Consider the following 20,402-nt stretch of genomic DNA (forward strand, 5'->3'; position numbering starts at 1 on the left):
GCCGTGAAATGGCCGGGCTTGCAATCGCCGTCGCGTTGTTTGTGCTTACCCATTTCATCCTGTCCCACCCGCTCCGAGCGCCGCTCGTCGCAAGGCTCGGCGAGAAGGGCTTCCTCGGCCTCTATTCGCTGGTGGCGGCCGCGACGCTGATCTGGGCGGTGCTCGCCTACCGCGCCGCGCCGACCCAGCAGCTCTGGGTGCCGCCGCTCTGGGTGCTGCAAGTCGGCGGCCTCTTGATGCTGATCGCCTGCATCCTGTTCGTCGGTTCGTTCCTCGCGCCCAATCCGGCGATGGTGGAGGCGGGGAGGCTCCTTGCGAAAGGCACCGCGCCGAAGGGCGTGATGGGTATCACCCGGCATCCGATGATGTGGGCGTTCGGGCTCTGGGCCGTGGTGCACGTCGCCGCGACCGGGCGGCTCGAAACGCTGATCCTCGCGGGCGGCATCGGCATCCTCGCGCTCGTCGGCGCGCGGTTGCAGGACGGCAAGAAAGCCGCCCAGCTCGGCGCGGCGTGGGCGGCCTATGCGGGAAGCACCAGCTACTGGCCGCTCGGCGCGCAGCTTTCGGGACGGCTCGGCTGGTCCCGCGCGTGGCCCGGCGTGCTGCCCGTCGCCATCGGCCTCGCGCTCTATGTCGTCCTCGTCATGGCGCACCCGCTCGTCATCGGCAAAGCGACGGGGGCGGTGCCGTGGAGCTGACCGGCAAGACCGTCTGGATCACGGGCGCGTCGTCGGGCATCGGCGCGGCGCTCGCCGAGGCCTTCGCGGCGTCCGGCGCGAACGTCATCCTCTCGGGGCGGCGCGAGACCGCGCTCGCCGACATTGCGCGGCGGCTCGAAGGCGAACGGCTCGTACTGCCGTTCGAGACGACCGACTACGCGGCGCTGCCGGGCATCGTCGACCGGGCGTGGGCGTGGCGCGGCGCCATCGACATCCTCGTCAACAACGCCGGTATCTCGCAGCGCTCGATGGCGCTCGACACGGATTTCGGCGTCTACCGGCAGATCATGGAGGTCGATTTCTTCGCGCCGCTCCGGCTCACCCAGTTCGTGCTGCCGAAGATGGTGGCGCGCGGGCAGGGGCATTTCGTCCAGATCGCCAGCGTCGCGGGCAAGATCGGCGCGCCGATGCGGACCGGCTACTGCGCCGCCAAGCACGCGCTCGTCGGCTATTCGGACGCGCTGCGCGCCGAAGTCGCCCAGCACGGCATCGGCGTCACGGTGGTCACGCCCGGCTTCGTGCAGACGAATATCGCGGAGAACGCGCTCGACGGCCACGGCAACCGCTACGGCCCGAAGGACGACCCGACCGGCCACGGCATCAGCGCTGCCGAAGCGGCGGACGAGATCCTCGCCGGCCTGCGCGCCGAAAAGCCCGAGATTCCCGTCGGCAGGGGTCTCGAGATGCAGGCGCTGTGGCTGAAGCGCCTCGCGCCGCGCTATGTTTTCCGGCGCGTCGCAGCGATGGCGCCGAAGCGCTAGCGGCGCACCATCGCGAGCATCGCCGGGCTACCGTAGCGCTCGCCCGCCGTGCCGCCCACCGGCGCGGCGGCGTTCAGCGCCGCGACGTCCGCCGCGGTCAGCGCCAGATCGGCGGCGGCGGCGTTCTCCTCCAGCCGCTTCACCTTCTTCGTGCCGGGGATCGGGATGATGTCCGGCCCCTGCGCGAGCAGCCATGCGAGTGCGACCTGCGCGGGCGTGGCGCCGTGCGCGTCGGCGATGCGCTTCACTGCTGCGACCAGCTCCATGTTGGCGTCGAAGTTCGCGCCCTGATAGCGCGGGTCGTGCCGCCGGTAGTCGGTTTCCGGATAGTCCTCCGCCCGCTTCACGTCGCCGGTGAGGAAGCCGCGTCCGAGCGGCGAATAGGGCACGAAGGCGATGCCGTGCCTGCGGCACACGGGCAGGATGTCGGTTTCGACATCGCGCTCCCACAGCGAATATTCGGATTGCAGCGCGTCGATCCGGTGCGTCGCGGCGGCGCGTTCCAGCGTGGCCGTGCCCGCCTCGGACAGGCCGATGAAGCGGATCTTCCCCTGCCGCTGGAGGTCCGCCATCGTGCCGACGACCTCCTCGATCGGCACGTCGGGATCGACGCGGTGCTGGTAGAACAGGTCGATCACGTCCGTTTGCAGCCGTTTCAGGCTCGCCTCGCAGACGGCGCGGATGGTCTCGGGGCGGCTGTCCGTTCCCCGCGAACGCCCATCGACAATTTTGAAGCCGAACTTGGTGGCGATGAACGCCTTGTCGCGCCTGCCCTTGAGGGCCTCGCCGAGGAACTCCTCGTTCGCATAGGGGCCGTAGACCTCGGCGGTATCGAGGAAATCGACGCCGATCTCGAGCGCGCGGTGGATGGTGCGGACGGCTTCGTCCCTGTCCACCTCGCCGTACATCGCCGCCATGCCGGAAACCCCGGCGATGCCCATGCAGCCGAGCCCGATCGCGGAAACGTCAGTCGTGCCGAGGTTGCGCCGTTTCATCGTCGATGCCCTTTCCGTAGATCGTGCCGGCCTTCACGCCGGCAAGGAAGCCGTTCATCTCGCGTCTCACGGGAACGGCCAGCAGCGCAAGCCCGATCAGGTTCGGCACGACCATCAGGAAGAACAGGCTGTCGATCAGGTCGATGACCTTGCCGGGCGAGAGCACCGCGCCGATCGGTTGCAGCAGGCAGTAGAGCAGCTTGAACGCGATCTCGCTCGCGCGGCCGTGGCCGAACAGGTAGCCCCACGCCTGAAGCCCGTAGTAGCCCCACGAGATTAGCGTCGAGAAGGCGAACAGGAACACCGCGACGGAGAGCACGTAGGGGAACCACGACGCCACCGTGCCGAACGCGGCGGAGGTCATGGCGATGTCGCCGTGGCCGTCGTCGTAGACGCCGGTGACGACGATGATGAGCGCGGTCATCGTGCAGATGATCATGGTGTCGAGCAGCGGCTCGATCAGCCCGACCATGCCTTCGGATGCCGGGTGATGCGTCCGCGCCGCGCTGTGCGCCATCACCGCGCTGCCGACGCCCGCCTCGCACGAGAACACCGCGCGCCGCATCCCGACGACGAAGCTGCCGATGGCGCCGCCCGCCACGGCCTCGGGCGCGAAGGCCGTGCGCACGATGGTTTCGAGCGCGCCGGGGATGGCCCCGGCGTTGGTGATCAGGATGACGACGCCCGCGCCGAGGTAGATGAGGCACATCAGCGGCACCAGCCGCGCGGCGACGCTGGCGATGGAGCGGACGCCGCCGATGATGACGACGCCGACGGCGAGCGTGAGGAACAGCCCGTAGACGAGGCCGTTGCCGGGTCCGTTGTCGATTTCCGCGATGAGGGTGAGCTGGCTGAAGCTCTGGTTCACCTGCAGGAGCGGCAGCGCGCCGCCGAGCGCGAAGACGGCGTAGAGCGCGCCGAGGCCCCGGCCCGTCTTCGGCAGGCCGAGCCGGGCGAGGCCGTTCTTCAGCGTGTACATCGGCCCGCCGAGCACCTCGCCCGTGGGCGTGAACTCGCGGTACATCAGGCCCAGCGTCACCTCGGCGGCCTTCAGCGCCATCGCGAAGAAGCCGATCACGAACATCCAGAACGCCGCACCCGGCCCGCCGAGCGCGATGGCGATGGCGACGCCGCCGATGTTGCCGAGGCCGATGGTGCCCGAAAGCGCCGTCGACAGCGCCTGGAACTGGCTGACGCTGCCGGGCGCGCTGTCGTCGATGTGGCGGCCGCGGATGAGCTGGAAGCCGATGCCGACGCCGCGGAATTGCGGCAGGCCGAGCCAGAGCGTGAAGAAGATCATCGCCGCGCCGAGCGCGAGCACCACCAGCTCGATCTGCGCCCCGAAAAACGGCACCTTCATGAACACGAAGGCGGAAAGCCGGTCGATAAAACGACCCATTGCCTCGATCATTGCGTGCGGCCCGCCCTTCATTTTAACGATTTTGAGGCATAAAGAGCCTGTTATGAACGCGCGTGCAAGACGCGCGGGGGCTTGAGAGGACGATTATGGGCGGCCGCCGCTATTTCGGCACCGATGGAATCAGGGGGCTCACCAACACCGCGCCGATGACGCCCGAGATCGCCATGCGCGTCGGGCAGGCGGCGGGCGCCAAGTTCCTGCGCGGCGATCACAAGCACCGCGTCGTCATCGGCAAGGACACGCGGCTTTCCGGCTACATGATGGAATCGGCGCTGATCGCCGGCTTCACCAGCGTCGGCATGGACGTGGTGATGGTGGGGCCGGTGCCGACCCCGGCGGTCGCGATGCTGACGCGCTCGATGCGCGCCGATCTCGGCGTCATGATCTCGGCGAGCCACAACGCCTATCAGGACAACGGCATCAAGCTGTTCGGGCCGGACGGCTACAAGCTCTCCGACGAGGACGAGCTCGAGATCGAGGCGCTGCTCGAGGCCGCGCCGAAGCTCGCCGACCCGGCGCAGATCGGCCGCGCCAAGAAGATCGAGGACGCGCGCGGCCGCTACATCCACTTCGCGAAGTCGACCTTCCCCGATCACCTGCGCCTCGACGGGCTGAAGCTCGTCGTCGATTGCGCGAACGGCGCGGCGTACAACGTCGCGCCGAGCGCGCTCTGGGAGCTTGGCGCGGACGTCGAGGCGATCGGCGTCAACCCGAACGGCTTCAACATCAACGACGACGTCGGCTCCACGAAGCCCGCGGCGCTCCAGAACAAGGTCGTGGAATCGGGCGCACATATCGGCATCGCGCTCGACGGCGACGCCGACCGGCTGATCATCGTCGACGAGCGCGGCCAGATCGTCGACGGCGACCAGTTGATGGCGCTCGTCACCCGGAGCTGGCACGCGGCGGGCCGCCTCAAGGGCGGCGGGCTCGTCGCCACGGTGATGTCGAACCTCGGCCTCGAACGCTACCTCGGCGGCCTCGGCCTCGGCCTCGAACGCGCCAAGGTCGGCGACCGCTACGTGCTCGAGGCGATGCGCGCCAAGGGCTACAACGTCGGCGGCGAGCAGTCCGGGCATATCATCCTCTCCGACTATTCGACGACCGGCGACGGCCTCGTCGCGGCGCTTCAGGTCCTCGCCGTGCTCGTCGAGGACGGCAGGCCCGCCTCGGAGGTGCTGAAGCTGTTCGATCCACTGCCGCAGCTCCTCAAGAACGTCCGGTTCAACGGCGGCCAGCCGCTCGACGCCGACAGCGTCAAGGGCGTCATCGCCGCCGCCGAGGCGCGCCTCAACGGCACGGGCCGGCTCGTCATCCGCAAGTCGGGGACGGAGCCGCTGATCCGCGTGATGGCGGAGGGCGAGGACATGGGCCTCGTCGAAAGCCTCGTCGACGAAATCTGCGAAGCGGTGGCGAAGGCGGCATGACCAAGCCCAGACCGGCGCGCGTCCTCATCATCGCGGGGTCCGATTCCGGCGGCGGCGCCGGCATTCAGGCCGACATCAAGACGGTCACGATGCTCGGCGGCTATGCCGCGACCGCGATCACCGCCGTCACCGTACAGGACACGAACGGCGTCCACGACGTGCATCCCGTCCCGGTCAGCGTGATCGCCGCGCAGATCGAGGCCGTGCTGGCCGACATCGGCGCGGATGCGATCAAGATCGGAATGCTCGGCAGCCAGGCCGTGGTCGAGGCCGTGGCGGGCGCGCTCACCGACGTTTCCGTGCCGATCGTCCTCGATCCGGTGATGGTCGCCAAGGGCGGCGCGCACCTGCTGCGTCCGGATGCGGTCGAGGCGCTGACCTCGCTGCTCGTGCCGATGGCGGACGTGGTGACGCCCAACATCGTCGAGGCGGAGGCGCTTTCGGGCAAGAAGATCCGCTCGCCGGAGGATGCCCGCGACGCCGGGGAGGCGATCCTCGGGCTCGGCGCGAAGGCGGTGCTGGTGAAGGGCGCGCACCTCAAGGGCGACGAGATCAGCGACTGGCTGGTGACGCCGGGGCGCGCCAAGGAATGGATCGATTCGCGCATCGCCACCAAGCACACGCACGGCACGGGCTGCACGCTCGCCTCGGCGCTCGCGGTCGGCCTTGCCCAGAAGATGCCGCTCGAACAGGCGGCGTGGCGCGCGCGCGACTACGTGCGGCAGGCGATCCTCGCCGCGCCGGGCTTCGGCGCCGGGCACGGGCCGCTCGGCCACGGCTGGCCGCTGGCGCGGTGAAACGCGCAGGGCCGGACTACAGTCACGAGGCGCGTTGCAGCGGCCTCGTCGCCGGTGTCGACGAGGCGGGCAGGGGGCCGCTCGCCGGGCCGGTCGTCGCGGCCGCGGTGATCCTCGATCCCGCCTGCATCCCGGACGGTCTCGACGACAGCAAGAAGCTCACCGCGCAGCGCCGCGAGGCGCTGTTCGACACCATCATGGGCTGCGCGCGCGTCGGGGTTGGCGAGGCGAGCCCCGAAGAGATCGACCGCATCAACATCCTTCAGGCGACCTTCCTCGCCATGACGCGCGCCGTCGCCGCGCTGCCGGTCGCGCCCGACCATGTGCTTGTGGATGGCAACCGCACGCCGCGTTGGCGCTGGCGCTGCGACGCGATCGTCGGCGGGGACGGTCTCTCCGTGTCGATCGCGGCCGCCTCGATCATCGCCAAGGTGACGCGCGACCGGCACATGATCCGGCTCCACGAGGCGTTCCCCGGCTACGGCTGGCACGAGAACAAGGGCTACCCGACGCGCGCCCATCTGGAGGCGGTCACGCGCATCGGCATCACCGTCCATCACCGCCGCAGCTTCGGCCCGGTCCAGCACGCGTTCGAATTCGGCGACTGAACGGCGATTGAGTCGTTTCCGCCACACCCACTAGGTCTGGCGTGCGGCGCTCCAAGGGATCGCAAGGGGTTGCGGTCAAGACTTCATGTTTAATAGAATCTTAAGTTAACTCTGCAACCCTTTGAATCCACGGACTCTTGACGCAGGAGTCCGTGCCGGGCCAAGGTCCGCGCGCTTTTGGATCAAGAGGGCGAACAGGGGTCGTTATGGGAACTGCACCGGACAGCATCGACGAGGCGTCGCGCGTCTCCTCGCGCATCATTCTCGGCGATTGCATCGCGGAGATGGAGGCGATGCCGGCGAAGTCGGTGGACCTCGTTTTCGCCGACCCGCCCTACAACCTCCAGTTGAACGGCGACCTGTTCCGCCCCGAGGGCAGCCGCGTCGATGCGGTCGACAACGACTGGGACAAGTTCGACACGTTCGGCGCCTACGACAATTTCACCTGCCGCTGGCTCTCCGCCGCGCGCCGCATCCTGAAGGACGACGGCACGATCTGGGTGATCGGCAGCTACCACAATATCTTCCGCGTCGGCACCGTGCTTCAGGACCTCGGCTACTGGATTCTGAACGACATCGTCTGGCGCAAGACGAACCCGATGCCGAACTTCAAGGGCACGCGCTTCACCAACGCGCACGAGACGATGATCTGGTGCTCGAAGTCTGAAAAGGCGCGCTACACCTTCAACTACCACGCCATGAAGATGCTGAACGACGACGTGCAGATGCGCTCGGACTGGACGATCCCGATCTGCACGGGCGGCGAGCGCGTCAAGGTCGGCGGCGTCAAGGCGCACCCGACGCAGAAGCCCGAAGCGCTGCTCTACCGCGTGCTGATGGCCGCCTCGAACCCCGGCGACACGGTGCTCGACCCGTTCCTCGGCTCCGGCACCACCGGCGCGATGGCGAAGATGCTGGGCCGCAGCTTCATCGGCATCGACCGCGAGCAGGCCTATGTCGAGGTCGCCGAGAAGCGCATCGCGGCGACGAAGCCGCTGGCGCCCGACGCCATGCAGATCACCCGCGGCAAGCGGCAGGCGCCGCGCGTCGCCTTCGGCACGCTCGTCGAGGCCGGGCTCATCCTGCCGGGTCAGGAACTCGTCGACACGGCGCGCCGCTACAGGGCGCGCGTCCGCGCCGACGGCAGCCTCGCCTTCCGGGGCGACGCCGGCTCCATCCACCAGATGGGCGCGGCGGCGCAGGGCGCGCCTTCGTGCAACGGCTGGACCTTCTGGCACATGGAGACGGGCGGCAAGCTCGAACCCATCGACGCGGTGCGCGAGGCTTACAGGCGCTCGGCCGCGGCCTGACACAGGGGACGCACGCCCGATCTGTCACGCTGACGAGACACGCTGATGAAAACCTACTACCGCCCCACCGGCTTCGTCGACGCGCCCTTCGGCTACGACGGGCAGACGCAGCGCCTCGCAGGTGGGCTGACATGGTTCTCGGCGGTCGAGATCATCGAGCGCGGCGGCGGCAGGCGCGTGTCGCAGCGGCTGGTGCCCGTCTCCGAGGTCGATACCGCGCACCCGCTCTGGGCGCGGCTGACGGCGCCGCGCGCGCCGATCCGGCTCGGCGAGCGGACGGTGCGCTTCTCCGAGCCTTCGGTGATGGCGATCCTCAACCGCACGCCCGACAGCTTCTCCGACGGCAGACGCCATGCCTCCGACGACGAGGCCGCCGCCGCGGCCGTCGCGATGGCGGCGGAGGGCGCGGCGATCATTGATGTCGGCGGCGAATCCACGCGCCCCGGCGCCGCCGAGGTGTGGGAGCAGGACGAGATCGCGCGCGTTGCGCCCGTCATCGAGCGGCTGGCGAAGGCGGGCATCGCCGTTTCCATCGACACGCGCAAGAGCGCGGTGATGGCGGATGCGCTGGCGCGCGGCGCGGGGATGGTCAACGACGTCTCCGGCCTCACGCACGACGAGCGCGCGCTCGAAACCGTTGCGAAGGCGGGCTGCCCGGTCGTCATCATGCACACGCAGGGCCCGCCCGAGACGATGCAGCGCGATCCGCAGTACGAGGACGCGCTGCTCGACGTCTACGACTGGCTTGAAACGCGCATCGACGCGGCCGTTGCGGCGGGCATCGCGCGCGACAGGATCATCGTCGATCCCGGCATCGGCTTCGGCAAGACGGTGCGCCACAACCTCGAGATCCTGAACGGCCTGTCGCTGTTCCACGGCCTCGGCGTCCCCGTGCTGCTCGGCGCCAGCCGCAAGCGCATCGTCGGCGCGCTGTCGAACGAGGCGCCGGTCGATCGCCGCCTCGGCGGCTCGCTCGCGCTGGTGATGGCGGCGATCGCGCAGGGCGTGCAGGTGGTACGCGTCCACGACACCTTCGAATCGGTGCAGGCGATCCGCGTGTGGCGCGGCCTGCGCGACGCGGCGCTCAGCCCGCCCGCGCCGTAGCCCATCGTGGAAGGCGGCAACCGCCGCTTGTGAGTCCGTGGGTCGTGCGGGTAGAACGCAGCCGCTTTTCGCGGGAGTGGCGATCATTCGATTCGTCCTTGGATTGCTGGCCGTCATCCTGTTTGCCGGGGCCGCAGCGCTCACCGGCGAGCGGATCGCCGCGCCCGGCGTGCCGAGCGCATCCGACGTGCGCGCGGCGCGCAATCTCGCGCTTTCGCTGGCGGGCACGGCGACGGCCGAGGGGCCTTCCGAGATCACCGCCTCGCGCGCCGAGATGGAAAGTGCCGCCCGCGTGCTGATGAACGGCGTTCCCCGCCTGCGCATCGCGCCGCGCCTTGCCGACGATGCGCTCGCCGTGAAGGCGAACGTCCGGCTTTCCGGCGGGACGTGGCTGAGCGGCGGGCTTCGCATCGCCGAGAGCGAGGCGGGCGGCTATCCCGAGATTTCCGGCAATCTCGGCGTCCTTCCGCTTCCGAGCTTCGTCGTCGAGCCGCTGCTCGGGCTCGCGCACAAGGCCGCGGAGATGCGCGCCGGGACGCGCTTTCCGACCACGCGCGAAGCGATCCTCGGCTTCGAATCGCGGGACGGCGCGGCGCACGCCGTGCTCGATCTGCCGCGGGGCCTGCTGAAAGGGGTGAGCAAGCTCGCGCCGTCCGACGACGCCATCGACGGCGGGCGCGTGAACAGGCTCTATGCCCGGACGCTGGCCTCGCTCGGCGACCGCCCGCTGGACCTGCCGGACGTCTATGCGTCGCTCTTCGAAGGCGCGCCCCGAAACGGAGAGGCTGCGCGCGCCCACGCCCGCGCCGCGATGGTGGCGGCAGCGATGCTTACGGTCGGGCCGCGCGCGGCGCGCCTCGCCCGCGGCGCCGAGGCCGCGCATCACCCGGAGTTTCCGGTGGTCCTCGACGTCTCGCTCGCGGGGCGGGCCGACCTTGCCAAGCACTTCGCGCTGTCCGCCGCGCTGGCGGCGGCTGCCGATCCCTCGATCGGCCGTGCGCTCGGCACGTGGAAGGAACTCGACGACAGCCTTGCCGGAGGCAGCGGCTTCTCGTTCGTCGACCTCGCCGCCGACCGGGCCGGTCTCCGGCTCGGCGAGGCGGCGGCCGACCCCGCGCGCGCCGGACAGCTCGCCTCCCGCTTCGCGGCGGGGGCGCCCGACCTGCTTCCCCTGTCCACGCTCGGCCTCACCGAAGGCATCAGCGCCGAGGTGTTCGAGCGCCGCTACCGCAACATTTCCAGCGCCGAATATGCGGCAGCGGTGGCACGCGTCGACCGCGCGCTCGACACGCTGCCCGTCATGGCCCGCTGAAAGGCCCGGCGTTTCCGCTCAGTTCAGCCGCTCGACCGCCACGGCTGTCGCCTCGCCGCCGCCGATGCAGAGGCTGGCGACGCCCTTCGTCAGCCCCGCGTCGCGCAGCGCGCCGAGCAGCGTGACGATGACGCGCGCGCCGCTGGCGCCGATCGGGTGGCCGAGCGCGCAGGCGCCGCCGTGGACGTTCACCTTGTCCTCGTCGAGGCCGAGGTCGCGGATCGCCGCCATCGCTACCACGGCGAAGGCCTCGTTGATCTCGTAGCGGTCGACGTCGCTCGCCGACCAGCCGACCTTCTTCAGCAGCTTCTCGATCGCGAACACCGGCGCGGTGGTGAACCACGCCGGGGCCTGCGCGTGCGTCGCGTGGCCGAGGATGCGGGCGATCGGCGTCAGGCCGCGCGCCTTCGCCGTCGATTCGCGCATCAGCACCAGCGCCGCCGCGCCGTCGGAGATCGAGGAGCTGTTCGCCGCCGTCACCGTGCCGTCCTTCGCGAACGCGGGCTTCAGCGTCGGGATCTTGTCGAGCTTCGCCTTGCCGGGCTGCTCGTCGATGTTCACCGTCACGTCGCCGCCGCGGGCGCTGATCGTCACCGGCACGATCTCGCCCGCGAACTTGCCGTTCGCGATGGCGGCCTGCGCGCGCGTCGTCGAGCGCACGGCGTAGGCGTCCTGCGCCTCGCGCGTGAACTGGTAGTGGCGCGCCGTCTCCTCGGCGAACGTGCCCATCGCGCGGCCCTTGTCGTAGGCGTCCTCGAGGCCGTCGAGGAACATGTGGTCCTTCACCTCGCCGTGGCCCATGCGGTAGCCGCCGCGCGCCTTCAGCAGCAGGTAGGGGGCGTTCGTCATCGATTCCATGCCGCCCGCGACCATGATCTCCGCGCTGCCCGCGAGGATGTTGTCGTGCGCGTCCATCGTGGCCTTCATGCCCGATCCGCACATCTTGTTGAGTGTGGTCGCGCCGACGCTGTCGGGGAGCCCCGCGCCGAGCAGCGCCTGACGCGCCGGGGCCTGCCCCTGTCCCGCGCCGAGCACGTTGCCCATGATGACCTGCTCGACGTCGGCGGCCGGAACGCCCGCCTCGTCGAGCGCGGCGCGGATCGCGGCGCTGCCGAGCTGGCTGGCGGTAAGCGCCGAAAAATCGCCCTGAAAGCCGCCCATGGGGGTGCGCTTGGCGCCGACGATCACGATTGGGTCCACGAGATGCTACTCCTCTTTCGTTCCGGTCATCGCGAGGCCCGACAGCGGGTGCGCGCCGGCGACGTTGTTTTCCCAGCCCGTCACGCGCGGCGACACCAGCGACCAGCGGATCGGCGACAGGACGGCTATCAGCGGCGCATCCTCGGAGATGAGCCGGTTCGCGCGCCGCTGGAGCTGGATGCGCGTGCCGGGATCGTCCTCGGTGGCCGCGTCGGCGAGTAGCTGGTCGACGGCGGGGTTGCAATAGCCGCCGAGCCGCACCGCGCAGGTGAACGGCTGCAGGAACGTGTCGGCGACGGGGGCGCGCGCGATGCGCTCGACGACGGCGAGGTCGAAATCGCCCTTCTCGATGGCGCGCCGGTGCGACAGCGGCCCGCGCGCATAGGCCTTCACGCGCACGCCGATGGCGCCCCACGAATTGCTGATCGCGCCGAGCAGGTCCGCGTGCTCGCGGCCGTGGGGGATCGCGACCGAGAGCGTCAGCGGCTGGCTCACCGTGTACCCGGCCTCCGCGAGCAGGCGCACGGCCTCGCTCTCGCGCGCGTCGGGCGACCACCCGGCCCAGTCGCCCGCGCTTCCGGCGTAGGCGTCGGGCAGCGTCGGCGGCAGCGCCGAGTAGGCGGGTTGCAGCCCGGCGACGCCGAACAGGCGGGAGAGGATCGCGGTGCGGTCGAACGACATGGCGAGCGCGCGGCGCACGCGCACGTCGGCGAGCGGACCGGCGCTGGTGCGCGCCAGATAGAAATAGAGGCCCCACGTCGGCTCCAGCAGCAGCGCCCGCGAATCGGCGCCCGTCCGCGCGGCGCGAAGGCCGGCGAGGCGGCCGCCGCTCACGACGTCGAGTTCGCCCGCGTTGAAACGCCGGATCGCGCCGTCCGCATCGGCGCGGGACAGCACCGCGCCCGCGAGCGAGACCGTGTCCGCTGCGTAATAGGCGCTGTTCTTCACGAGGTGCAGCGCGCCGCCCGCTTCCTCCGGCGTGTCGGCCATCGTGAACGCGCCCGAAGCGGGCGGGGTCTTGCCCGTGCGGACGATCGCCGCCGCCGGGTCGGCGAGCAGCTGGAGCAGCGCCGGTTCGGGCTTGGCGAGCGTGATGACGACCGTGTCGGGGCGCGGATCGGTGACGCCCAGCATCCGCGCGGGCCGCCGGTTCGCGGCGATGAGCGCGGCGTTGTCGATCATCATCAGCTCGTCGCGCAGCGGATTGCCGGAGCCGGGGCTGACGATGCGCCGCATCACCGCCACGACGTCCCCGGCGGTGAGCCGCCGCCCGTCCGCCCAATAGGCCTCACGCAGCTTGAACACGTAGGTGAGGCCGTCGTCGCTGACGCGCCAGCTGAGCGCGAGCGACGGCACCACCCGCCCGCTCGGCTCCAGCGTGGTAAGCCCGATGTGCATGGCGCGCGCCGCGGCGCTTTCGAGGCTGTCGTCGGGCGCGAGGCTGGCGCCGTCGTCGGCGACGAAGGCCATGCGGAGCAGGCTGTCGCCGCCGTCGTCCGCCGCGCGCTCGCAGCCGCCGAGCGCGATCAGCGCGGCTGCGAAGCAGCCGGCTATCCTGGCAAGGCGGGTCGTCGCTGGGCGGGTCATCGGGGCCGGTCTAGACCAGCAGTGTGGCAATTTCAGCCACGAGTTTTCCGCTTTCGTCACGAATCTGACCCGGATGCACGCTAGCCTTTGCGTCTCGAAGCGCGGCGGCTTGCCCTTTCGCGCTGCGGTTCCCCCAAACCGACCTTGCCGGCGGCGCAGAAATGCGCCGCCGATCTTTCACGCGCCAGCGCGACGGCGCGATTGCATGGCACGGCGCGCGTCGGTAAGCCTTGCATTCACCATGCCAAGTCACGCCTCCCGCGCCCCCGCGCACGATATCCTGAAGCTTATCGGCGGTACGCCGCTCGTCCGCCTGCGCGGCCCGTCCGAACGCACCGGCTGCACCATTCTCGGCAAGTGCGAGTTCCTCAATCCCGGCGGATCGGTGAAGGACCGCGCGGCGCTCTACATGATCGAGGCCGCGGAGCGCGAAGGCCGCCTGAAACCGGGCGGCATCGTCGTCGAGGGCACGGCCGGGAACACCGGCATCGGCCTTGCCGTGGTGGCGAACGCGAAGGGCTATCGCACCATCATCGTCATGCCCTCGAACCAGTCGGTCGAGAAGATGGCGACGCTGCGCGCGCTCGGCGCCGAGCTGGTGCTGGTGCCACCCACGAAATACGCCGACCCCGAGCATTTCCAGCACCGCTCCCGCCGCATCGCGGAGGAAACGCCGGGCGCGATCTGGGCCGGGCAGTTCGACAATCTCGCGAACCGGCAGGCGCATATCGAAACGACTGCACCCGAGATCTGGGCGGACACCGGCGGCACGGTGGACGGCTTCACCTGCTCGGTGGGCACCGGCGGCACGCTCGCGGGGACGGCGATGGGCCTCAAGGCGAGGAACCCGGACGTCCGCATCGCGCTCACCGATCCCTACGGCGCGGCCATGTACTCGTGGTTCGCGCGCGGCGTGCTGGAGCCGGAGGGCGCGTCGCTCGCCGAGGGCATCGGGCAGGGCCGCGTCACCGCCAACATCGACGGCGCGCCGATCGACACGCAGTTTCGCGTCACCGACGAGGAGGGCCTCCGCGCCATCCACGGCCTGCTCATCGAGGAAGGCATCAGCCTCGGGCTTTCATCGGGCATCAACATCGTCGGCGCCGAGCGGCTCGCCGAGGAGATGGGGCCGGGCCACACCATCGTCACCATCCTCTGCGATTCGGGCCTGCGCTACCTCTCCAGCCTCTACAATCCGGAGTGGCTGGCGGAAAAAGGCCTGCCGGTGCCGGACTGGCTCGCCAAGCCGTGACGTCCCGATGAGCGCCCCATGAGCACCCGATGAGCACGATCGTCCGCTTCGACAACGTCGGCCTGCGCTACGGCACGGGCGCGGAGGTGCTGCGCGACATCGGCTTCCGGCTCGAAACCGGCGCGTTCATGTTCCTCGTCGGCTCGTCGGGGGCGGGCAAGACCTCGCTGCTGAGGCTGCTCTATCTCACGCAGCGCCCGTCGCGCGGCCGCATCGACATGTTCGGGCGCGACATCACCAGCCTGCCGCGCACCGCGCTCCCGGCGCTGCGCCGCCGCATCGGCGTCGTGCTCCAGGACTTCCGCCTGATCGAGCACCTGACCGCCTTCGACAACATCGCGCTGCCGCTCCGCATCGCGGGCGTGCACGAGGCGGAGGTGAAGGCGCACGTCGACGAGCTAATGGCGTGGGTCGGCCTCGCCGAGCGCCGCGATGCGCGCCCCGCCGTCCTCTCGGGCGGCGAGCAGCAGCGCGTCGCCATCGCCCGCGCCGTGATCGCGCGGCCCGACATCCTGCTCGCCGACGAGCCCACCGGCAACGTCGACCCCGAGATGGCCGGGCGGCTCTTGCACCTGTTCCACGAACTCAACCGGCTCGGCACGACGGTCGTGGTGGCGACGCACGCGCTGCACCTGATGTCGCGCGTCCCGTCCGCGATCACGCTGCGCCTCGACCGCGGCGAGATGCTCGATCCGATGGGCGTGCTGCGCAATCCGCCGCCCGTGGAGCCCGCGGAGCTGCGCGCGTGATCGCCTGGCTCCAGCCGCGCGCCCAGCGCTACCGTTTCCTGCCCGAAGGGCGCTGGGCCGGCGGCACGCTGCCGTGGATCATCGGCATGATGACCTTCCTCGCCATGCTGGCGCTCGCGGGCGGCATCGCGCTGTCGAATGCGACCGCGGCGCTCACCGGGGGGCTTTCGCGCAGCTTCACCGTGCAGATCGTCGAACCCAACCCCGACCTCAAGCGCGAGCAGACGGCGGCGGTCGCCGCGATGCTGCGCGCCCGCGCCGATCTCGCCGACGTCGTCGTGCTCGGCGACGCCGAGCTTCGCGCGCTCGTCGAGCCGTGGCTCGGCTCCGGCAACATCGGCGAGGACCTGCCGCTGCCCGCGATGATCGACGCGCGCTGGAACAGCGGCGCGGGTGACACAGCGGTGATCGCCGAGGCCGTCCGCGCGCTTGCCCCCACCGCGCGCATCGACACCCATGCCCAGTGGTTCCGTCCGCTCGCAGGCGTCGTCGCGGTGCTGAAATGGCTCGCGGTCGCGATCGGCGTGCTGGTCGTCGCCACGACCGCGGCGATCGTGGCGCTGTCCGTGCGCGCCGCGCTCAGCACGCACGGGCCGACGATCGAGACGCTGCACATCATGGGCGCGGAGGACCGCACCGTGGCGGCGCTGTTCGAATACCGCTACGCCATCCAGGGGCTGGCGGGCGGCATGGTCGGCGCGCTCGCCGGGGTCGCGGTCATCGTCTTCATCGGCAACCTTCTCGGCCAGTTCGGCGGCGGCCTCGCCGGGGAGATCAGCCTGTCGCCGCTCGGCTGGACGGCGCTTGCCGCCGTGCCGCTGCTCGTGGCGCTGCTCACGATCCTCACGGTGCGCGTCACCGTGGGGCGCAGGCTGAAGCAGCAGCTATGACCTCGGTCCTGGTGCGCTCCGCCATGCTGCTCGCGCTCGCATGGATCGCGGGTTTCGTGTGGTTCGTGATGAGCCTGCCCGAACCCGCGCCCGACGATATCCGCACCGAGGGCATCGTCGTGCTCACGGGCGGCCCCGGCCGCATCGCGCGCGGCGTCGACCTGCTGCGCGCGGGCAAGGCGGACCGGCTGCTGATCTCGGGCGTCGACGCCAGCGTCCGGCCGATCGAGCTTGCGATCGAGCTGAACGTCCCGGCGGACGTGTTCGAATGCTGCATTGATCTCGGCAAGCAGGCGGCGGACACGCGCGGCAACGGCGAGGAGATCGCCGCGTGGGTGCGGCAGTACGAATACACGTCCGTGCGCCTCGTCACCTCGCAGTTCCATGTCGCGCGCGCCACGGCGGAGGCGCGCGCGCGGGTCGGCGCGGGCGTGACGCTCGTGCCCGACGCCGTCCCCGCGCGCATGTCGGCGCGGGTGCTCGCGCTCGAATACAGCAAGTTCCTGTTCCGGCGCCTGCTGCTGCTGATGGGTGAGGCCTGATGGTCGTGTTGCGTTCGCTTGCCTTCGCCTTCGTCTTCTATGTCGTCGGCGCGCTTCTCGTGGTCGCCGCGGCGTTCGAGGCGCTGGTCTCGCGCCGCGCCGCGCACGACGGCGCGCGGCGCTGGTCGGCATTCTTCCTGTGGGCGTCCTCGCGCATCGCGGGCGTGCGCCTCGAGGTCGTCGGCGCGGTGCCCAAGGGCCCGGTGATCGTCGCGATGAAGCATCAGGCGGCCTATGAGACGATGGCCGTGCCGCGCCTGTTCCGCTGGCCTGCCGTGGTGATGAAGGCGGAACTGATGCGGATTCCCGTGTGGGGCTGGATCGCGCGCCGTCACGGCTCGATCCCCGTCGACCGGGATGCGTCCTCGGCGGCGATGCGCACGATGCTGCGCGTCGCCGAGCAGGCCGTGGCGGAGGGCCGCGAGATCGTGATTTTCCCGGAGGGCACGCGCACGCCCGTGGGCGAGGCGCCGCCGCTGAAGCCGGGCGTATCCGGGCTCTACAGGCTGATGAAGCTGCCCGTGGTGCCGGTCGCGCTCGATTCCGGAACGCTTTGGCCGCGCCGCAGTTTCTGGAAGCGGCCCGGCACGATCACGATGCGCTTCGGCGAGGTGATTCCGGCTGGGCTCGACCGCAAGACGTTCGAGGCGCGGCTCCACGCCGCCATCAACGAGGAGCCGTGATGAGCCGCCTGCCGTTCTGGGTGCCGGTGCTGCCGCTGCTGCTCGGCCTCGTCGCCTACTGGCTCTACTGGCAGGGCGAGGCGAAAGCCTTCGGCGAGATCGTGGCCGCACGGATCGGAGTGCCCGTGGAGACAGCCGGTTTTCCGTACCGGATCGAGGCGCGCGCTGCGAACGTCGCGGTACGCCGCCAGACGCGCGAGCTTTCCGTCGCCGCGCACGCGGCGGGCATGGTCGTCAACCGCCAGCCGTGGCGCACCGGGCACGTGGTGATTCAGGCCGAGGCGCCCCGCCTCCAGATCGCGCTCACGCGGCTCACGGGTATGCGCCTCGATGTCGAGGCTCCCGCGATGCTGGCGAGTATGCGCCGGCCGGGCGACACGCTCGAACGCCTGTCGATGCACTTCGAAACCGCGAAGGTCTGGCTGCCGCTCGCGGGCGGCCCCTTCGATGCGACGGACTTCGAGCTGCACCTGCGCGAGACGCCCGGCGGCGAACCGCAGGGCCGCTCCCCGACGCTGCCGGTTCAGGCCGAGGCGCGCATCGCGGGGACGCTGGACCGGGCCGGCGCGCGCCTCGGCATCGACATTCCGCTGTTCGTGACGGCGCGCGCGCGTATCGGCTCGCTCGACGGCTGGCGCGATGGCGGCACCATCGAGGTGAAGGGCGCGCAGCTGCTCGCACAGGGCAAGCCGCTCGCGGACCTCGACGCCACGCTCGCGCCGCTGCCGGACGGCCGCGTCGCCGTTTCCGGCACGATCAGGAGCGAATGTCCGTTCACGGTGAAGGCGCTTCTCGAAGGCGCGGTCCCGGCGACGGAATACCGCGCCCGCCGCCCCCGCACGATGACGCTCACCGGCGACAGCGCGGCGGGCTTCGCGGTCGGCGATCCCGAGGGCGCTAGCGGTGGTCCCGTCCGAAGTCAGGAGCCGCCGTGTCCTGTCCTGCGTCGATGATCGTGCGGCGGATGTCGCGCGTGCGCGTGAACAGGGTGAACAGCGTGTCGCCGTCGCCCCAGCGGATCGCGCGCTGAAGCGCGGTCAGGTCCTCGGTGAAGCGCTGGAGGACTTCGAGCACGGCGTCCTTGTTGGCGAGGAACACGTCGCGCCACATCTGCGGATCGGACGCCGCGATGCGCGTGAAGTCGCGGAAGCCGCCCGCCGAGTACTTGATCACCTCGGAGCGCGTCACGCCCTCGAGGTCGGAGGCGGTGCCGACGATCGAATAGGCGATGAGGTGGGGCAGGTGGCTCGTCACCGCCAGCACCAGGTCGTGGTGCTGCGGGTCCATCGTCTCCACCTTGCTGCCGAGGCGCCGCCAGAATTCGGCGAGCCGTTCCGTTGCCGTCGCATCGGTGCCGGGGGGCGGCGTCAGGATGCACCAGCGGCCGTGGAACAGCTCGGCGAAGCCTGCGTCCGGCCCGGATTTCTCGGTGCCCGCCACGGGGTGCGCCGGGATGAAGTGCGCGCGCGCCGGCACCAGCCCGGCAAGCGCCGCGACGCTTCCCTTCACCGATCCGACGTCGCTGACGACCGCGTCGTCGGCGAGGTCCTCGCGCATCTCCTCGATCACCGCGCCCATCTGCCCCACGGGCACGCACAGCACGACGAGATCGGCGTCGATCACGGCGGTGCCGGGCGTGTCGGCGACATCGTCGACGAGGTCGAGGTCGTGGGCGCGCTCGCGGACCGCGGCGCTGCCGTCATAGCCGACGAGGCGCACCGTCGGCATGTGCAGCCGCACCGCGCGCGCGAGCGACGAGCCGATCAGCCCGAGCCCGATGACGGCGACGCGGGAGAAGGGCAGCATCAGGCGAGGAAGGCGCGCAGCGCCGCGATCACGGCCTGCGTCTCTTCGTCCGTACCGATGGAGATGCGAAGCGCGTGGCCGAGGCCCTGGTTCGGCAGCCAGCGCGTCAGGAAGCCGCGCTCGGTGAGGTACGCGTTCGCCGCTTCCGCCGTGTGCGGGCCGGCCTCGGGGAACGTCACCAGCACGAAGTTCGCCGCCGAAGGCACCGCGCGCAGCCCCTTGTTGCCGAGCGCCTCGACGGCCTCGACCAGCGCCGCGCGGTTGCGGGCGTTGTCGGCGCGGCACCTCGCCACCCAGTCCTGATCGGCGAGGGCCTCCACCGCGCCTGCAAGCCCGGCGCTCGTCACGTTGAACGGCCCGCGGATGCGGTTCACCATGTCGATGACGTCCGGCGCGCCGTAGGCCCAGCCGACCCGCTCCGCCGCGAGGCCGTAGATCTTCGAGAAGGTCCGCGTCATCACGACGTTGGGGTGCACGCGGGCGAGCGCGATGCCGTCGTCGTAGCCGGGTTCCTCGACATATTCGGCGTAGGCCGAGTCGATCACCAGCAGCACGTGCGGCGGCAGCCCGGCGTGCAGCCGCTCCACCTCGCTCTGCGCGATCAGCGTGCCGGTGGGGTTGTTGGGGTTGGCGAGGTAGACGATCTTCGTCCGCTCGGTGACGGCGGCGAGCAGCGCGTCGACATCGGCGGTGTAGTCGGTGTCGGGCGCCGCCACGGGCGTCGCGCCCGCGCGCTCGGCGGCGATCGGGTAGACCATGAAGCCGTGGCGCACGTACAGCACCTCGTCGCCCGGCCCCGCGTAGGCGAGCGCGATGCACTGCAATATCTCGTCGGAGCCGGTGCCGCAGACGATGCGCTCCGCCTCGATGCCGTGCCGCGCGGCGATCGCCGCGCGCAGGTCGTGGCTGCTGCCGTCCGGGTAGCGGTTCGCCTTGCCGACCGCGGCGCGCATCGCCTCGATCGCCTTCGGGCTCGCGCCCAGCGGGTTCTCGTTCGAGGAGAGCTTCACGAGGGTGACGCCCGGCGCGGCCTTGGCGCGGCCCGGTACATAAGCTTCGATGGCGCTGATCCAGGGCTTCGCGGTGGGGGCCTCAGTCATCGTTTCTCGGGCTTCCTGCTCATGGGTCCAGACGGCACGCGCATTGGACGAAGCGGCGCGCGGTTGCAAGAGAAGCTGCTGCGAAAATCATATCAGGCCTGAAACAACACATGAAACCAAACGCGCGACCCGCGCGTTGG

The 20,402-nt window shown here is 70.6% G+C and carries 20 protein-coding genes; 14 read left to right on the forward strand and 6 right to left on the reverse strand.

Features of this window, described 5'->3' with window-relative positions; translation table 11 throughout:
• Positions 1-8 precede the first annotated feature (8 nt).
• Positions 9-698: an NnrU family protein gene (locus tag PE061_RS11535; RefSeq protein WP_271255433.1), complete on the forward strand. Its 690-nt coding sequence runs from the start codon at positions 9-11 to the stop codon at positions 696-698.
• On the forward strand, positions 689-1,480 hold the full coding sequence (locus PE061_RS11540; protein ID WP_271255434.1) for an SDR family oxidoreductase: 792 nt from the start codon (positions 689-691) through the stop codon (positions 1,478-1,480). The genes PE061_RS11535 and PE061_RS11540 overlap by 10 nt, the downstream gene beginning before the upstream one ends.
• Here the strand turns inward: PE061_RS11540 and PE061_RS11545 are convergent.
• Positions 1,477-2,475, reverse strand: a complete 999-nt coding sequence (locus PE061_RS11545) for an aldo/keto reductase (protein WP_271255435.1) — start codon at positions 2,473-2,475, stop codon at positions 1,477-1,479. The two genes, PE061_RS11540 and PE061_RS11545, sit on opposite strands and share 4 nt — an antisense overlap.
• On the reverse strand, positions 2,447-3,883 hold the full coding sequence (locus tag PE061_RS11550; RefSeq protein WP_420794397.1) for an alanine/glycine:cation symporter family protein: 1,437 nt from the start codon (positions 3,881-3,883) through the stop codon (positions 2,447-2,449). Before PE061_RS11550 ends, PE061_RS11545 begins: the two co-directional genes overlap by 29 nt.
• Positions 3,884-3,981: 98 nt before the next feature.
• Between PE061_RS11550 and glmM the strand changes: the two genes are divergently transcribed.
• The 6 genes from glmM (at position 3,982) to PE061_RS11580 (ending at position 10,453) form a co-directional block, all read left to right on the forward strand.
• Positions 3,982-5,322, forward strand: coding sequence for a phosphoglucosamine mutase (gene glmM / locus PE061_RS11555; protein WP_271255437.1), 1,341 nt, complete (start codon positions 3,982-3,984; stop codon positions 5,320-5,322).
• Positions 5,319-6,119, forward strand: a complete 801-nt coding sequence (thiD, locus tag PE061_RS11560; protein WP_271255438.1) for a bifunctional hydroxymethylpyrimidine kinase/phosphomethylpyrimidine kinase — start codon at positions 5,319-5,321, stop codon at positions 6,117-6,119. The genes glmM and thiD overlap by 4 nt, the downstream gene beginning before the upstream one ends.
• A complete protein-coding gene (rnhB, locus tag PE061_RS11565; RefSeq protein WP_271255439.1) occupies positions 6,116-6,727 on the forward strand; it encodes a ribonuclease HII in 612 nt (203 codons plus the stop codon). Before thiD ends, rnhB begins: the two co-directional genes overlap by 4 nt.
• A 206-nt stretch (positions 6,728-6,933) precedes the next feature.
• Positions 6,934-8,037, forward strand: a complete 1,104-nt coding sequence (locus PE061_RS11570) for a site-specific DNA-methyltransferase (protein WP_271255440.1) — start codon at positions 6,934-6,936, stop codon at positions 8,035-8,037.
• Positions 8,038-8,082: 45 nt separating this feature from the next.
• Entirely contained in the window at positions 8,083-9,141 is a 1,059-nt protein-coding gene (gene folP, locus PE061_RS11575; RefSeq protein ID WP_271255441.1) for a dihydropteroate synthase, read from the forward strand.
• 76 nt (positions 9,142-9,217) lie between these two features.
• Positions 9,218-10,453, forward strand: a complete 1,236-nt coding sequence (locus tag PE061_RS11580) for a hypothetical protein (RefSeq protein WP_271255442.1) — start codon at positions 9,218-9,220, stop codon at positions 10,451-10,453.
• An 18-nt stretch (positions 10,454-10,471) separates the two neighbouring features.
• Here PE061_RS11580 and PE061_RS11585 read toward each other — a convergent pair whose 3' ends face one another.
• Together PE061_RS11585 and PE061_RS11590 are read right to left on the reverse strand one after the other, a co-directional pair.
• Positions 10,472-11,653: an acetyl-CoA C-acyltransferase gene (locus tag PE061_RS11585; RefSeq protein WP_271255443.1), complete on the reverse strand. Its 1,182-nt coding sequence runs from the start codon at positions 11,651-11,653 to the stop codon at positions 10,472-10,474.
• 6 nt (positions 11,654-11,659) lie between these two features.
• Complete coding sequence (locus PE061_RS11590; protein WP_271255444.1) at positions 11,660-13,240, reverse strand: peptide ABC transporter substrate-binding protein; 1,581 nt, start codon at positions 13,238-13,240, stop codon at positions 11,660-11,662.
• Between the two features lie 241 nt (positions 13,241-13,481).
• On the opposite strand from PE061_RS11590, the gene PE061_RS11595 reads away from it, so the two are divergent.
• Genes PE061_RS11595 through PE061_RS11620 form a run of 6 tightly spaced genes read left to right on the forward strand, consistent with a single transcriptional unit; the run spans position 13,482 to position 18,309 of the window.
• A complete protein-coding gene (locus tag PE061_RS11595; RefSeq protein WP_271259181.1) occupies positions 13,482-14,492 on the forward strand; it encodes a cysteine synthase A in 1,011 nt (336 codons plus the stop codon).
• Positions 14,493-14,521: 29 nt separating this feature from the next.
• Positions 14,522-15,241 (forward strand): cell division ATP-binding protein FtsE, encoded by a 720-nt coding sequence (gene ftsE / locus PE061_RS11600; RefSeq protein WP_271255445.1) that lies wholly within the window; start codon positions 14,522-14,524, stop codon positions 15,239-15,241.
• The gene (locus PE061_RS11605; protein ID WP_271255446.1) at positions 15,238-16,131 is read left to right on the forward strand and encodes a cell division protein FtsX; all 894 of its coding nucleotides are present in this window, start codon (positions 15,238-15,240) and stop codon (positions 16,129-16,131) included. Before ftsE ends, PE061_RS11605 begins: the two co-directional genes overlap by 4 nt.
• Positions 16,128-16,673, forward strand: a complete 546-nt coding sequence (locus PE061_RS11610) for a YdcF family protein (protein WP_271255447.1) — start codon at positions 16,128-16,130, stop codon at positions 16,671-16,673. Before PE061_RS11605 ends, PE061_RS11610 begins: the two co-directional genes overlap by 4 nt.
• The gene (locus PE061_RS11615; RefSeq protein WP_271255448.1) at positions 16,673-17,356 is read left to right on the forward strand and encodes a lysophospholipid acyltransferase family protein; all 684 of its coding nucleotides are present in this window, start codon (positions 16,673-16,675) and stop codon (positions 17,354-17,356) included. The genes PE061_RS11610 and PE061_RS11615 overlap by 1 nt, the downstream gene beginning before the upstream one ends.
• The gene (locus PE061_RS11620; RefSeq protein WP_271255449.1) at positions 17,356-18,309 is read left to right on the forward strand and encodes a DUF2125 domain-containing protein; all 954 of its coding nucleotides are present in this window, start codon (positions 17,356-17,358) and stop codon (positions 18,307-18,309) included. The genes PE061_RS11615 and PE061_RS11620 overlap by 1 nt, the downstream gene beginning before the upstream one ends.
• On the opposite strand, the gene PE061_RS11625 is transcribed toward PE061_RS11620, so the two are convergent.
• Together PE061_RS11625 and hisC are read right to left on the reverse strand one after the other, a co-directional pair.
• Positions 18,254-19,162: a prephenate/arogenate dehydrogenase family protein gene (locus PE061_RS11625; RefSeq protein WP_271255450.1), complete on the reverse strand. Its 909-nt coding sequence runs from the start codon at positions 19,160-19,162 to the stop codon at positions 18,254-18,256. The genes PE061_RS11620 and PE061_RS11625 overlap by 56 nt on opposite strands.
• The gene (gene hisC, locus PE061_RS11630; RefSeq protein WP_271255451.1) at positions 19,162-20,262 is read right to left on the reverse strand and encodes a histidinol-phosphate transaminase; all 1,101 of its coding nucleotides are present in this window, start codon (positions 20,260-20,262) and stop codon (positions 19,162-19,164) included. Before hisC ends, PE061_RS11625 begins: the two co-directional genes overlap by 1 nt.
• Positions 20,263-20,402: the final 140 nt, after the last annotated feature.

It is taken from the genome of Sphingosinicella microcystinivorans, from assembly GCF_027941835.1.
Taxonomy (GTDB): Bacteria; Pseudomonadota; Alphaproteobacteria; order Sphingomonadales; family Sphingomonadaceae; genus Sphingosinicella.

What these genes read in the sequence shown, in the direction of transcription:
- PE061_RS11535 (WP_271255433.1), top strand. Translation starts at nt 9, where the DNA reads ATGGCCGGGCTTGCAATCGCCGTCGCGTTGTTTGTGCTTACCCATTTC.
- PE061_RS11545 (WP_271255435.1), bottom strand. Translation starts at nt 2,475, where the DNA reads ATGAAACGGCGCAACCTCGGCACGACTGACGTTTCCGCGATCGGGCTC.
- glmM (WP_271255437.1), top strand. Translation starts at nt 3,982, where the DNA reads ATGGGCGGCCGCCGCTATTTCGGCACCGATGGAATCAGGGGGCTCACC.
- thiD (WP_271255438.1), top strand. Translation starts at nt 5,319, where the DNA reads ATGACCAAGCCCAGACCGGCGCGCGTCCTCATCATCGCGGGGTCCGAT.
- PE061_RS11570 (WP_271255440.1), top strand. Translation starts at nt 6,934, where the DNA reads ATGGGAACTGCACCGGACAGCATCGACGAGGCGTCGCGCGTCTCCTCG.
- folP (WP_271255441.1), top strand. Translation starts at nt 8,083, where the DNA reads ATGAAAACCTACTACCGCCCCACCGGCTTCGTCGACGCGCCCTTCGGC.
- PE061_RS11590 (WP_271255444.1), bottom strand. Translation starts at nt 13,240, where the DNA reads ATGACCCGCCCAGCGACGACCCGCCTTGCCAGGATAGCCGGCTGCTTC.
- PE061_RS11595 (WP_271259181.1), top strand. Translation starts at nt 13,482, where the DNA reads ATGCCAAGTCACGCCTCCCGCGCCCCCGCGCACGATATCCTGAAGCTT.
- ftsE (WP_271255445.1), top strand. Translation starts at nt 14,522, where the DNA reads ATGAGCACGATCGTCCGCTTCGACAACGTCGGCCTGCGCTACGGCACG.
- PE061_RS11610 (WP_271255447.1), top strand. Translation starts at nt 16,128, where the DNA reads ATGACCTCGGTCCTGGTGCGCTCCGCCATGCTGCTCGCGCTCGCATGG.
- PE061_RS11615 (WP_271255448.1), top strand. Translation starts at nt 16,673, where the DNA reads ATGGTCGTGTTGCGTTCGCTTGCCTTCGCCTTCGTCTTCTATGTCGTC.
- PE061_RS11620 (WP_271255449.1), top strand. Translation starts at nt 17,356, where the DNA reads ATGAGCCGCCTGCCGTTCTGGGTGCCGGTGCTGCCGCTGCTGCTCGGC.
- PE061_RS11625 (WP_271255450.1), bottom strand. Translation starts at nt 19,162, where the DNA reads ATGCTGCCCTTCTCCCGCGTCGCCGTCATCGGGCTCGGGCTGATCGGC.
- hisC (WP_271255451.1), bottom strand. Translation starts at nt 20,262, where the DNA reads ATGACTGAGGCCCCCACCGCGAAGCCCTGGATCAGCGCCATCGAAGCT.